Source organism: Blautia sp. HCP3S3_C4, assembly GCF_052064095.1.
Classification (GTDB): Bacteria; Bacillota; Clostridia; order Lachnospirales; family Lachnospiraceae; genus Blautia_A.
Genome location: NZ_JBQHWF010000006.1, coordinates 96354 through 109164 on the forward strand (window position 1 = coordinate 96354; position 12811 = coordinate 109164).

Below are 12811 nucleotides of genomic sequence, written 5' to 3' on the forward strand. Positions count from 1 at the left end.
AAGGAGGCCAAAAAAATGCCGTTTAATCAGAAACTTCAGAAATTCAATGCAAAGATTAATACAGTCACCATTGGCAGCGGAGATAAGACTGTAACAATCGGCGGAGACTCTACTTATCCATTTTATTCTTTTGATGCACCATCAGAAAACGCACCTAAGATCGGTGTGGAAATTTCTGATATGGGTCTTGAGAATGTTGTATCCGAAGGTATCAAAGCATACTATGACGGAGCTTCCACAATTGGAGAAATGGCTAAAAAAGCAGCAGCTATGGAAGGTGCTGATTTTGTAGCGCTTATCCTTGAAGGCGGAGATCCGAACGGTGTAAACAAATCTGTTGATGAACTTATTGCAGTTGTAAAAGACGTTGCAGATTCCATTGATACACCATTAGTAGTAGAAGGATGCAAGAACGTAGAAAAAGACGCTGAACTTCTTCCAAAAGTAGCTGAAGCTCTTCAGGGAAGAAATGTATTGATCCTTTCTGAAAAAGAAGAAAACTACAAAGCAATCGGTGCTGCAGCAGGACTTGCTTACGATCAGATCGTAGGTGCAGAATCTGCCGTAGATATCAACCTTGCTAAACAGCTTAACGTTGTAACTACTCAGTTAGGCGTTAACGCACAGAAGATCGTTATGAATATCGGCAGTGCTGCTGCCGGATATGGATATGAGTACGTTGTATCTACAATGGACCGTATCAAAGGTGCAGCTTTATCTCAGAATGATAACATGCTGCAGATGCCTATCATTACACCGGTATCCGCTGAGACATGGGGCGTAAAAGAAGCTACAGCTTCTGAAGCTGACATGCCTGAATGGGGACCGGAAGAAGAGCGTGGAATCGATATGGAAGTTATGACAGCTGCTGCTGACCTTGCAGCCGGATCTGATGCAGTCATCTTAAGACATCCTGAAGCTGTTGCAACTATTTCCAGAATGATCAAAGCACTTGCGTAATTGAATAGGAGGAACAAATAAAATGGCACTGAATGGTATTCAGATCTTTAAATTAACACCAAAGAAAAACTGTAAGGAATGCGGATGCCCAACATGTATGGCTTTCTCTATGAAAGTTGCTCAGGGCGCTATGAAAATCGAACAATGTCCGCATATGTCTGAGGAAGCTTTAGCATCTCTTTCCGAGGCAACTGCTCCGCCAATGAAGACAATCAAAATTGGTACTGGTGCAGAAGAGCACACTCTGGGTGGAGAAACAGTATTATTCAGACATGAAAAAACATTTGTAAGCAAGCCAAGATATGCAGTAGCTCTGTGCACAGATATGGATGATGCTGCAGTAGAGGCAAAGCTTGCAGAAATCCCGAAGGTAGATTATGACCGTATCGGTGAAAGAATGTACGCTGAACTTGTATATGTAAACTGTGGCGAAGGCGCAGATGCAGCTAAATATACTGCACTTGTAGAAAAAGCAGCAGGTCTTGGAAGAACTTTAGTTCTTGGATGTAAAGATCCTGAAATCGCAAAAGCAGCTCTTGCAGTATGCAAAGACAGCAAACCGGTCTTAAACGGTGCTGATGCTTCCAACTATGAAGCAATGAACGCAGTTGCTACAGAAGCAGGTGTTGTTCTCGGTGTATCCGGTAAAGACTTAAATGAATTATATGATACAACAGCAGCTCTTGAAAAACTTGGAAACAAGAACCTTGTTCTTGATACAACAGGTGCTGACATCAAAGAAACCTTTGCAAACACTGTACAGGTTCGTCGTGCAGCTCTGAAAGATCAGGACAGAACATTTGGTTATCCATCTATCGTAAACCTTGTTAAGATTGCAAAAGGTGACCTTCACTTACAGGCAGCTTTAGCATCTATGTTTACAATGAAATATGGTTCTATCATCGTTATGGAGCAGATGACATATGCAGAAGCTCTTCCGTTATATGGTCTGCGTCAGAACGTTTATACTGACCCACAGAAGCCAATGAAAGTTGAGCCAGGCATCTATCCATTAAATGGTGCTGATGAGAATTCTGTAGTAGTTACTACTGTAGACTTTGCTCTTACATATTTCGTTGTATCCGGCGAGCTGGAGCGTTCCGGTGTTCCGCTTAACCTGGTAATCAATGATGCAGGCGGACTTTCCGTACTGACATCCTGGGCAGCTGGTAAATTCTCCGGCAACAGCATTTCCGCTTACATCAAAGAAAATGTTGAGCCTAAGGTAAAATCCAGAAAGCTTATTATCCCAGGTAAGGTAGCAGTTCTTAAGGGTGATCTTGAAGCAAAACTTCCTGGATGGGAAATCATCGTTGGACCAAGAGAAGCTGTACAGCTTGTTAAATTCTTAAAGGATATGCAGGCAGACGGTCAGATCTAATCGGTGTGAGATGCCGGACCGGTCATGGAACCGGTCTGGCATTTAATAAGAAGCATACAGGTTATATCCTGTGTAAATAAATAAAAAGGAGAACACGGTTATGGCAAAATTTGTAACAATCGGAGAAAGACTTTCCACTACTGCACCTGCAGTAAACAAAGCATTTACAGAAAGAGATCCAGAGCCGATCATCAAAAGAGCAAAACAGCAGCTTGACGCTGGTGCTACTTACCTTGATGTAAACATCGGACCTGCTGAGAACGACGGAGAAGATCTGATGAAATGGGCAGTACAGCTCCTTCAGTCAGAGTTTGACAATGTTCCGCTTGCACTGGATACAACAAACAAGAAAGCTATTGAAGCTGGTATCTCTGTATATAACAGAGCAAAAGGAAAACCGATCGTTAACTCTGCTGATGCTGGTGACAGAATCACAAATATCGACCTTGCAGCAGCAAACGATGCCATCTGTATCGCACTTTGCTCTTCCGGTATGGTAGCAGCAGACAATGATGAACGTATGATGCACTGCCAGAACATGCTTGAAAGAGGTATGTCTCTTGGTATGGAAGCTGAAGATCTCTGGTTTGACCCGTTATTCCTGGTTGTAAAAGGAATGCAGGACAAACAGATGGAAGTTCTTGAAGCAATCAAAATGTTCTCTGAAATGGGACTGAACTCCACAGGTGGTCTTTCTAACAACAGTAACGGTATGCCAAAACATATCCGTCCGATCATGGACTCTGCTCTTGTAGCAATGGCTATGATGAACGGTCTTACATCTGCGATCGTTAACCCTAACGACCTTCGTCTGATGGAAACTATTAAATCCTGTGATGTATTCAAAGGCAATACACTGTATGCAGATTCCTATCTGGAAATCTAATCAGTATTATCCGAAAAGCGTATTTAATTGAATACATAATTATGGGGGCTGAAGGCTTCGGTCTTCAGCCCTTGTTTTATTACAGGCTATTAACGACTATGAGAAAGGTGGTTGCCGAATGTTTAAGGTAACATTTTCATTCGAAAATGGCAGTGTGGTAGAATCGTTTGCCAATGCGGGGGATAATTTACTTGAGGTAGCTCGTGGAGCCAATGTGGCCATCGATGCACCCTGTTCCGGAAACGGAGCCTGTGGAAAATGCCGTGTCCAGTTAAAGAGCGGAGAACTGGAAAGCAAAAAGACATTACATATTTCTGATGAGGAATATCAGGAAGGATGGCGCCTTGCCTGCTGCAGTAAAATCAGTGCTGATGTAGATGTGCTGGTACCTGATATTGCATCTGCCTATAAGAGCAGAATGAAAGTAGCTGATTTAAGCTCTAAAGAGGAAATAGCCATTTTTGAAAATGCCAAAAGAGATGTAGAACTTGCAGGCATCGAATTGAAAAACAGTCTGGAGGTTGTGGATGTCACAATGGATCCTCCGTCTCTGGACGACACAATGCCGGATAACGAGAGACTTACAAGAGCACTGCGGAAGTATCTGAATATCAGCAGAGTCAGAATCCCTTATGCAGTTCTGAAAAAGCTTCCGGATGTATTGAGAGAGAGTAATTTTTCAGTAAAATGTGTGATCCGCGCTACTTCTGACGATATGTTTGTGTATGATATCTTCGGTAAAGACGAAGATGTAGTAATCGGTGGTCTGGCAATTGATATTGGTACAACAACTGTTTCCGCTGTACTGATCAATATGGAAAACGGTGAAATTCTGGCAAAGAGTTCTGCCGGAAACGGGCAGATTCGTTTTGGTGCAGACGTTATTAACCGAATTGTAGAATCACAGAAACCGGGCGGCCAGCAAAAGCTGCAGGATGCTGTGATCAAAGAAACCATCAATCCGATGATCAACGAGATGTGCAAAAGTGCCAAATTCCCTAAAAACCGCATATACAGAATGTGCGTGGCATCTAATACAACTATGAATCATCTGTTTGCAGGAATTAATTCTGATCCATTACGTACAGAACCATATATCCCTGCATTCTTTAAGACCAATTCTCTCTTTGCTTCTGATGTGGGAATTGATATTAATAAAGACGCTCATATTATTATGGCGCCGAATATCGGAAGCTATGTAGGCGGCGATATTACAGCCGGAACCCTGGTCAGCCAGATCTGGAACAGGCCGGAGTTTTCACTGTTTATCGACCTTGGTACAAACGGAGAGCTTGTATTTGGAAACTCAGACTTTATGATGAGCTGTGCATGTTCTGCAGGTCCTGCCTTTGAAGGTGGTGACATTAGCTGTGGTATGCGTGCCACAGATGGAGCCATCGAAGCATGTACCATTGACAAAGAGACTATGGAGCCCACCTACAAGATCGTAGGTGATCCGGGAACCAAACCTGTAGGTTTATGCGGATCCGGTATCATCGATGTGATCAGTGAACTTTATATCTGCGGAATCATCAACCCCAAAGGTAAATTTATCCGTGAAGGAAAGAGAATCAAACATGACAAATACGGAATGGGCAGCTATGTCCTGGCATTTGAGGAAGAGGCAGGTTCTGTAAAAGATGTTGAGATCACAGAAGTTGATATTGATAACTTCATCCGTGCCAAAGGTGCCATCTTCTCAGCAATCCGTACAATGCTTACTTCTCTGGACTTCGATGTGAGCATGATCGATGATGTGTATGTTGCAGGCGGTATCGGAAGCGGTATCAACATGCAGAATGCAGTCAACATCGGTATGTTCCCGGATATCCCCATTGAGAAATTCCACTACATTGGTAACTCCTCTCTGACAGGTGCCTATCTGATGCTTCTGTCAACACCGGCAGAGAAGAAGACTTATGAACTTGCTTCCAATATGACATATATGGAACTTTCTACAGTGCCGATCTATATGGATGAATTTGTTGGTGCATGTTTCATTCCTCATACAGATACAGGTATGTTCCCAACTGTAATGGAAGAGATCCAGAACCGCTGATGATTCTGATAAACTGCGGAGCAGTTATTCGGTTATGAGCAAGTAGCGAAGCGGATTGCGAATATCCGCTTGACTATGAGAAATTATGAATATCTAGAGAAATAAAAATAACAGGACAGATCTTTAGATTCCTTTGATCTGCCCTGCTTATGGAGATTTATATGGCATTTAGCTTAAATGACTTAAATTATGAAAAAGACAGTAAGGAAAGAATGCCATGGGAGCATTATACTCAGGAGTTTGCAGCTGCAGATCCGAAGGAAATTGCTTCCAGACTGTCTATTCCTTACGATGAAGAAACAAAAAAACTTACTTTAACTTTTCTTGGAACACAGTATCAGATTACATGGCCGGATTTTGAAGTAACACATACTCCGGATGATAAGGGCTTTTATCCCCTGGAGAACATGATCTATGCCAGAATCCTGACTATCCGTTTTCTTTTAAACGGTGTGAAATCTGAGAGCTCCGGAAAATTTAAGACATACCGTGAGATGCCATGGGGAGAAGTATATTTAAGACAGTTTGACGGCAGATGCATCAAACGTCTGGCATTTTCCTATGGAAATCGTCTGGGAGATTTCAAGGCGATCATGGAGCATATCAAAGCTGTTTCAGTGAAACATGGAGATATTGCCTATGAAGTAGAAATTTTCCCGGATTATAAAATACAGATGATCCTCTGGGAAGGGGATGAGGAATTTCCACCTTCTTCACAGATCCTTTTTTCAGATAATTTCCCTGTATCCTTCCAGGCTGAGGATATGGCGGTAATGGGAGATGTGATCATCGGTTCTCTCAAGGCTTATCTGGGTGTATTAAAATAAGCTGTGGTATCAGCATTATGATACAGGAGAACAAGAATTTTTAAAGCCAAAATTTATATGAAACAGGAGAAAAAAGATGGGATTTTCAACAAGTACATGTACAGAATTCGTTGAAGTATTAGCTTCCAAAGCTCCGGTTCCGGGCGGCGGCGGTGCATCTGCACTGGTTGGTGCTGTAGGAACAGCTCTTGGCAATATGGTAGGAAGCCTTACTGTAGGAAAAAAGAAATATGCGGATGTTGAAGAAGAAATGTACGAATTAAAAGCAAAATGTGATCAGCTTCAGAAGGATTTCCTTCGTCTGATCGAACGTGATGCTGAAGTATTCGAACCATTATCCAAAGCATATGGAATGCCAAAAGAGACAGAGGAAGAAAAAGCTGAGAAAGCAAGAGTCATGGAGATCGTATTAAAAGATGCCTGCTCCGTTCCTATGGAAATCATGGAGAAATGCTGTGAAGCAATCGAGCTGATCGTAGAATTCGGCGCAAAGGGCTCCAAGCTTGCTATCAGTGATGCAGGTGTTGGTGCAGCTTTCTGTAAGGCAGCATTACAGGGTGCCAGCCTGAACGTATACATCAACACAAAATCCATGGCTGACAGAGAGTATGCAGAAGAATTAAACAGAAAAGCAGATGCCATGCTTGAAAAATATACAAAGATCGCAGATGACACATTTAACAGCGTACTTGGCAGACTGAAATAATAGTTTTTGAAAAATGAGTGCAATTTGGGAGGAAATAATCAATGGCTAAGCAGTTATTAGGTAAAGAAGTAACAGCAGCATTAAACGAGAAAATCAAAGCAAACGTAGCAGAGCTTCAGGGAAAAGGAGTAAATCCTACCCTCTGCATCATCCGTGTTGGTGAAAACCCAAGCGATATCTCCTATGAAAGAGGAGCAACAAAACGCTGCGAAACTTTAGGCGTTGCATGTGAGAAAATCTTACTTCCGGAAGATGTTTCCCAGGAAGAACTTCTTGCAACAATCGATAAAGTAAACAAAGATGACAGCATTCACGGCGTATTATTATTTCGTCCGCTTCCAAAACATCTGGATCAGGCAGTGATCGAGAATGCACTTGCTCCTGAAAAAGACGTTGACTGTATGACAGACCTTTCCATGTCCGGTGTATTCACAGGCAAAAAGATCGGTTTTCCGCCATGTACACCACAGGCTTGTATGGAAATCCTTGACCACTACGGAATTGACTGCACAGGCAAAAAGGCAGTAGTGATCGGAAGAAGCCTTGTTGTTGGTAAACCTGCAGCAATGATGCTGGTTAAGAAAAACGCAACTGTTACAATCTGCCATACAAGAACTGTAGATATGCCGTCTGTAGCACGTGAAGCAGATATCATTATTGTAGCAGCAGGCCGTGCAGGTGTTGTTGGTGCTGAATATGTAAAAGAAGGCCAGACAATTATCGATGTAGGTATTAACGTAAATGCAGAAGGCAAACTCTGTGGTGATGTTGACTACGCAGCAGTAGAGCCTATTGTAGATGCTATTACACCTGTACCTGGCGGTGTTGGAAGTGTTACAACTTCTGTACTGGTTGGTCATGTAGTAGAAGCTGCAATGAGAAAGGTAAACGCATAAGATGAAAAAAGTGCTGGGAAAATATTTCTGGCTGCTTATGACAATGACAGGTGCCCTGATGTTCGGGGCACCTGCTTTCGTAAGTGCCGGGCAGGATCAGACACTATCGGATAACAGTCAGGAACCGGATCATTCAGGGGAAGGACAGATATCAAAGCCTGAATATCTGGAGGAATCCTCAGATACAGTGATTTCCAATGAGGATCCCACAGATAACACCTATGGGTATTATACGATTATGGGTGGAACCACTGTAACAGCAGATGCCATGTGTTCTCTGTATAATGAGCAGGGTATTCCTTATCCTGAGGAGGCACTGGGGGCAGGTGGGGCACCGGATATTGAGACTTTCTGTAATATTATCATTGAGGAAGCTAATGCTGAAAATGTCCGTGGAGAGGTGGTATTCGCACAATCCATGCTGGAAACCGGATGGCTGTCTTATGGTGGCGATTCTGAGATTACCCAGTTTAATTTTGCAGGACTGGGAACAACCGGAAACAGAGTGAAGGGAAATTCTTTCCCTGACGTCCGTACAGGACTGCGGGCACAGGTACAGCATCTGAAGGCTTATGCATCCTCCGAAGCTTTGAATCAGGAATGCGTAGATGAGCGCTTTGACTATGTAACCAGAGAAACTGCTCCTTATGTGGAGTGGCTGGGTATCCAGGAAAATCCCTATGGCGGCGGCTGGGCAGCTGGAAAGGATTATGGCAGCAAATTAAGAAAAATACTGTCTTCTGTAAGTGAAATGTGATAAGCATAATGCTATGATAAATAGAAACAACAGAAGAATGATTATAAGTATAAAAACAGGCAGAAAGAATTTCCGGTAAGGAAATTCCTTCTGCCTGTTTTATTTTGGCTATGGAATGTAAAATGCTGTCAGCTGGCATTTACAGACCAAGCTTGATCATTTTTACAATAGTATCCTGATCAAATTTACTGCTGTCAATGGAAAGATGATACTGGGACAAATCTGTCCATTTTCTGTCAGTAAAATATTCATAGTAGGTGCGACGTTCCTTGTCTACTTTCTTGACCAGCTTCTGAACACTTTTTTCTTCACGGCCTGTACGTTCTATTACGGTCTGGACACGGTAATCATAAGGAGCATAAATAAATACACTGAGACAATTATCCTGCAGGATATGATTGGCACATCTGCCTACAATGACACAATCCTCCTTCTGGGCTGCCTCCAGGATGATCTTACGCTGCAGATCAAAGAGTATATCATTCATGGGAACAAAATGAAATTCACTGTCCAGCTGCAGTTCATGGTCAATAGGAAAACGCCATTGGCTGCCTCTTTTTTCATCCACCTTTTCAAGCAGGTCATGGGGGATATTTTCTTTTTTTGCAGCAATATCGATCAGCTCTCTATCATAAAAAGCAAATCCCAGCTCATCTGCTAAAGCCCTGCCGATCAGTCGTCCGTTACTGCCAAGCATTCTGTTGATGGTAATCACACGTTTACTCATAGTCAACCCCTCCTTTGTGAAGTTTTTTGCATGTGAATATTATAACACTACTATCTGAAAATTTCCAGTATAATATATAAATATCAAATAATTGTTTCGGGATATTTGTATATAATACACAAAAAATGGGACTGGCTATTTTTATGACAGTAAGGTATAATGTATCAGGTAATATGAAATAAATGTTTGTGAAGGCAGGAATAAATATGAATGACAGTATGATTACCAGTGGATTATTTGAATTACAGGATGAGGGCTATCGGGTATTCCAGGCAAAATTAATGCCCAATATTTCCTGTGACAGGATCATCGGCGTACGCACCCCAGATCTGCGAAGTTATGCCAAAAAAATATTTCAAATGCCGGAAGCAAAAGAATTTATACAAAAACTGCCTCATGATTATTATGAAGAAAATAACCTTCATGGTGCTTTGTTGTCTTTGCTTTATCCTGAAGATATAGAGACTTTTTTGGCAGAGTTGGAGCGTTTTTTGCCCTATGTAGATAACTGGGCAACCTGTGATATGCTGTCCCCTAAAATCTTCAGAAAACATTTGCCTTATATATATGAAAGGATAAAAAAATGGCTTCAAAGTGATCATGAATATACCGTCCGATTTGGAATCGTAACTTTACTTGGCTTCTATCTGGATGATGCCTTTGACCCGGAAATGCTTTCACTTGTTGCAAACACAGAGTCTGAAAAATTTTATGTGAAAATGGCAGTTGCATGGTATTTCAGCATTGCGTTGGTGAAGCAGTATGAAGTAACGCTTCCTTACATACAAAAGCAGATCCTGGAGCCATGGACCCATAATAAAGCAATCCAGAAAGCACTGGAGAGCAGGAGAATTTCGCTTGAAAAAAAAGAGTATCTGAGAAATCTGAAAATAAAACCATAAGGAGATCATTATTTTGGAAAGAAAAACAAACGCAGACAGAAAAAATCTGCAGCTGTATGCTATTACAGACAGCCACTGGTTAAATGGACGCACCCTGTATTCCGTAGTAAAAGAAAGTCTGGAAGGCGGTGTAACCTTTTTACAGCTTCGGGAAAAAGAACTGGATGAAGAACATTTTCTGGAAGAAGCCAGAGAACTGCAGAAGCTTTGCAGGGAATATCAGGTTCCCTTTGTAATAAATGATAATGTGGATATTGCTGCTGCCATCAACGCAGATGGTGTTCACGTGGGACAGAGCGATATGGAGGCAGGTGATGTACGGGCCAAGCTGGGGCCGGATAAAATTATCGGGGTTACAGCCAAGACAGTAGAGCAGGCAGTTCTTGCCCAGGAGCGAGGCGCAGATTACCTGGGAGTAGGAGCTGTATTTCACACAGATTCCAAGGCGGATGCCAAGGAAATATCTTTTGATACATTGAAGGATATCTGCAGGGCAGTTTCCATTCCGGTTATTGCCATTGGCGGCATCACTGAGGAAAATGTAAGAGAACTGGCTGGAAGCGGCATCTGCGGAATTGCAGTGATCAGTGCTATTTACGCCCAGAGTGATATAAAGAAGGCAGCAGAAAGCCTGAAAAATGAAACCTGCAGGATGCTTGCAGCAGAGATAACAGAAGAGAAGAATAATTAAAGGCAGGAAAGATGAAAATGAGAAAAACAGCTTTAACAATTGCAGGAAGTGATTCCAGCGGAGGTGCCGGTATCCAGGCAGATATTAAGACCATGATGGCAAACGGTGTTTATGCCATGAGTGCGATCACTGCACTGACAGCTCAGAATACCACAGGTGTATCCGCTATTTTCAATGCAACACCGGAGTTTCTGGCACAGGAGCTGGACAGTGTGTTTACAGATATCTTTCCTGATGCAGTGAAAATCGGAATGGTATCAGATCGTGAACTGATTTCTGTAATAGCCCGGAAGCTGAAAGAGTATCAGGCCCGGAATATTGTAGTAGACCCTGTTATGGTAGCAACCAGCGGTGCAAGACTGATCAGTGAGGATGCGGTTGATACTCTGAAACAGGAGCTATTTCCCCTGGCAGCTGTTCTGACTCCTAATATCCCGGAGGCAGAAGTGCTTACCGGCATGAAAATCTGTACTGGGGAAGATATGATTGAAGCAGCCAGGCAGATTGCACAGCAGTATCAGTGTGCTGTTTTATGTAAAGGTGGGCATCAGCTAAATGATGCCAATGATCTGCTGTACTTTAAAGACGGCTATCGTTGGTTTGAGGGAAAACGTATTGATAATCCCAATACACATGGAACCGGATGTACCCTTTCCTCCGCTATTGCAGCTAATCTGGCTAAGGGTTATGATCTGCCAACCTCTGTAGAACGGGCAAAGGACTACATTTCAGGTGCTCTGTCTGCCATGCTGGATCTGGGTGCCGGAAGCGGACCTATGGATCATGGCTTTGCAATTACAGGTAAATACGTACAGTGATGAATTTCCGTGATAAATGTGGAATCATGAGGTATTTTTAAAATAAACGCTTTACAAACCACATAAAACCATATATAATAAGCTTGTAAGCAAGAAAAAACAATTTATACTTAATAAAGCCAAATAAACCCACATTTGAACAACGGTATAAAACAACAGCATCAAAACAAGTAAATTATTATATGATGGATGAAGAGCGGAGGAAAGGATCATGAAAATTTTGGATTCAAAATTTGTACGGGGATTTATCAAAATGGCAAACGATGGCTACCTGCAAGGCTGGCATGAGAGAAATGGTGGTAATCTGAGCTATCGTCTGAAACCTGAGGAAGTTGAGATGATTCGTCCCCGTCTGAATGAGAACGGAGAATGGAAACCTATTGGAACAGAAGTACCGGGACTGGCAGGAGAGTTTTTCCTGGTAACGGGAAGTGGTAAATATTTCCGAAATATTATTGAGGATCCGGAGGTATGCCTGGCTATTATTGAACTGGATGATAAGGGTGTTAATTACAGAGTACGCTGGGGACTGGTAGAAGGCGGCAGACCTACCAGTGAGTTACCTACCCATCTGATGAATCATGAGGTAAAAAAGAAACTGACAAATGGCAAGCATCGTGTTATTTATCATGCCCATACAACGAATACCATTGCCCTGACTTTTGTGCTGCCTCTGGATGATAAAGTATTTACCAGAGAACTATGGGAATCTGCCACAGAGTGTCCGGTAGTATTTCCGGATGGTGTTGGTGTAGTAGGATGGATGGTTCCGGGCGGACGGGAGATTGCAGTAAAAACGGCTGAGTTAATGAAAAAATATGATGTTGTTATCTGGGCACATCATGGAATGTTCTGTTCCGGCGAGGATTTTGACCTTACCTTCGGTCTGCTTCATACAGTAGAGAAATCTGCGGAGATCCTGGTAAAGATCCTGTCCATGTCACCGACAAAGCTCCAGACTATCACACCTGATAATTTCCGTGCACTGGCCAGGGACTTTAAGGTTACATTACCGGAAGAATTTCTGTATGAAAAAGACACAAACAAAATAAATGCCTAAAAATAAAACCGATGGCTTTGACTGTTGTTTTTCAATCATCACCATCGGTTTTCTTTCGTCAGTTCCTCAACTATGAGGTTCTTATCTGATTAGTACTGTCCACCCTGAGAACCACTGGACATCTGTCTTTCCTGGGCTTCG

13 protein-coding genes are annotated in these 12811 nt (G+C 42.4%); 12 read left to right on the top strand and 1 reads right to left on the bottom strand.

What is annotated here, in order from left to right; genetic code table 11:
* The first annotated feature begins 15 nt into the window (after positions 1 to 15).
* From acsD to ACTNC6_RS07520, 8 genes are all read left to right on the top strand, one after another.
* A complete protein-coding gene (acsD, locus tag ACTNC6_RS07485; protein WP_303242445.1) occupies positions 16 to 960 on the top strand; it encodes an acetyl-CoA decarbonylase/synthase complex subunit delta in 945 nt (314 codons plus the stop codon).
* Between the two features lie 22 nt (positions 961 to 982).
* Positions 983 to 2341 carry an acetyl-CoA decarbonylase/synthase complex subunit gamma gene (gene acsC, locus ACTNC6_RS07490; protein WP_441035646.1) on the top strand — a complete coding sequence of 453 codons (1359 nt, stop codon included), beginning with the start codon at positions 983 to 985 and terminating at the stop codon, positions 2339 to 2341.
* 100 nt (positions 2342 to 2441) lie between these two features.
* Entirely contained in the window at positions 2442 to 3227 is a 786-nt protein-coding gene (acsE, locus tag ACTNC6_RS07495) for a carbon monoxide dehydrogenase/acetyl-CoA synthase methytransferase subunit (protein WP_118331018.1), read from the top strand.
* A gap of 118 nt (positions 3228 to 3345) precedes the next feature.
* Entirely contained in the window at positions 3346 to 5286 is a 1941-nt protein-coding gene (gene acsV / locus ACTNC6_RS07500; protein ID WP_441035649.1) for a corrinoid activation/regeneration protein AcsV, read from the top strand.
* Positions 5287 to 5447: 161 nt separating this feature from the next.
* Positions 5448 to 6113, top strand: a complete 666-nt coding sequence (locus ACTNC6_RS07505) for a DUF3786 domain-containing protein (RefSeq protein WP_441035651.1) — start codon at positions 5448 to 5450, stop codon at positions 6111 to 6113.
* Between the two features lie 76 nt (positions 6114 to 6189).
* Positions 6190 to 6819, top strand: a complete 630-nt coding sequence (locus ACTNC6_RS07510) for a cyclodeaminase/cyclohydrolase family protein (protein ID WP_019161830.1) — start codon at positions 6190 to 6192, stop codon at positions 6817 to 6819.
* A gap of 41 nt (positions 6820 to 6860) precedes the next feature.
* A complete protein-coding gene (locus tag ACTNC6_RS07515) occupies positions 6861 to 7715 on the top strand; it encodes a bifunctional 5,10-methylenetetrahydrofolate dehydrogenase/5,10-methenyltetrahydrofolate cyclohydrolase (RefSeq protein WP_008703871.1) in 855 nt (284 codons plus the stop codon).
* 1 nt (position 7716) lies between these two features.
* A complete protein-coding gene (locus ACTNC6_RS07520) occupies positions 7717 to 8472 on the top strand; it encodes a glucosaminidase domain-containing protein (RefSeq protein ID WP_441043727.1) in 756 nt (251 codons plus the stop codon).
* A 139-nt stretch (positions 8473 to 8611) separates the two neighbouring features.
* On the opposite strand, the gene ACTNC6_RS07525 is transcribed toward ACTNC6_RS07520, so the two are convergent.
* Positions 8612 to 9199, bottom strand: coding sequence for an AAA family ATPase (locus ACTNC6_RS07525; RefSeq protein WP_441043729.1), 588 nt, complete (start codon positions 9197 to 9199; stop codon positions 8612 to 8614).
* Between the two features lie 206 nt (positions 9200 to 9405).
* Between ACTNC6_RS07525 and ACTNC6_RS07530 the strand changes: the two genes are divergently transcribed.
* The 4 genes from ACTNC6_RS07530 to rhaD all read left to right on the top strand — a co-directional run bounded on the left by ACTNC6_RS07530 (position 9406) and on the right by rhaD (position 12670).
* Positions 9406 to 10101, top strand: a complete 696-nt coding sequence (locus ACTNC6_RS07530; RefSeq protein WP_441043731.1) for a DNA alkylation repair protein — start codon at positions 9406 to 9408, stop codon at positions 10099 to 10101.
* Between the two features lie 13 nt (positions 10102 to 10114).
* Complete coding sequence (thiE, locus tag ACTNC6_RS07535; RefSeq protein ID WP_173742385.1) at positions 10115 to 10792, top strand: thiamine phosphate synthase; 678 nt, start codon at positions 10115 to 10117, stop codon at positions 10790 to 10792.
* A gap of 17 nt (positions 10793 to 10809) precedes the next feature.
* Positions 10810 to 11610, top strand: coding sequence for a bifunctional hydroxymethylpyrimidine kinase/phosphomethylpyrimidine kinase (thiD, locus tag ACTNC6_RS07540; protein ID WP_441035655.1), 801 nt, complete (start codon positions 10810 to 10812; stop codon positions 11608 to 11610).
* 211 nt (positions 11611 to 11821) lie between these two features.
* Positions 11822 to 12670 (top strand): rhamnulose-1-phosphate aldolase, encoded by an 849-nt coding sequence (rhaD, locus tag ACTNC6_RS07545; RefSeq protein ID WP_441043733.1) that lies wholly within the window; start codon positions 11822 to 11824, stop codon positions 12668 to 12670.
* Positions 12671 to 12811 lie beyond the last annotated feature (141 nt).

Excerpts from the sequence above, each read along its gene's own strand:
- acsD (WP_303242445.1), top strand. The coding sequence starts at position 16 with ATGCCGTTTAATCAGAAACTTCAGAAATTCAATGCAAAGATTAATACA.
- acsC (WP_441035646.1), top strand. The coding sequence starts at position 983 with ATGGCACTGAATGGTATTCAGATCTTTAAATTAACACCAAAGAAAAAC.
- acsE (WP_118331018.1), top strand. The coding sequence starts at position 2,442 with ATGGCAAAATTTGTAACAATCGGAGAAAGACTTTCCACTACTGCACCT.
- acsV (WP_441035649.1), top strand. The coding sequence starts at position 3,346 with ATGTTTAAGGTAACATTTTCATTCGAAAATGGCAGTGTGGTAGAATCG.
- ACTNC6_RS07505 (WP_441035651.1), top strand. The coding sequence starts at position 5,448 with ATGGCATTTAGCTTAAATGACTTAAATTATGAAAAAGACAGTAAGGAA.
- ACTNC6_RS07510 (WP_019161830.1), top strand. The coding sequence starts at position 6,190 with ATGGGATTTTCAACAAGTACATGTACAGAATTCGTTGAAGTATTAGCT.
- ACTNC6_RS07515 (WP_008703871.1), top strand. The coding sequence starts at position 6,861 with ATGGCTAAGCAGTTATTAGGTAAAGAAGTAACAGCAGCATTAAACGAG.
- ACTNC6_RS07520 (WP_441043727.1), top strand. The coding sequence starts at position 7,717 with ATGAAAAAAGTGCTGGGAAAATATTTCTGGCTGCTTATGACAATGACA.
- ACTNC6_RS07525 (WP_441043729.1), bottom strand. The coding sequence starts at position 9,199 with ATGAGTAAACGTGTGATTACCATCAACAGAATGCTTGGCAGTAACGGA.
- ACTNC6_RS07530 (WP_441043731.1), top strand. The coding sequence starts at position 9,406 with ATGAATGACAGTATGATTACCAGTGGATTATTTGAATTACAGGATGAG.
- thiD (WP_441035655.1), top strand. The coding sequence starts at position 10,810 with ATGAGAAAAACAGCTTTAACAATTGCAGGAAGTGATTCCAGCGGAGGT.
- rhaD (WP_441043733.1), top strand. The coding sequence starts at position 11,822 with ATGAAAATTTTGGATTCAAAATTTGTACGGGGATTTATCAAAATGGCA.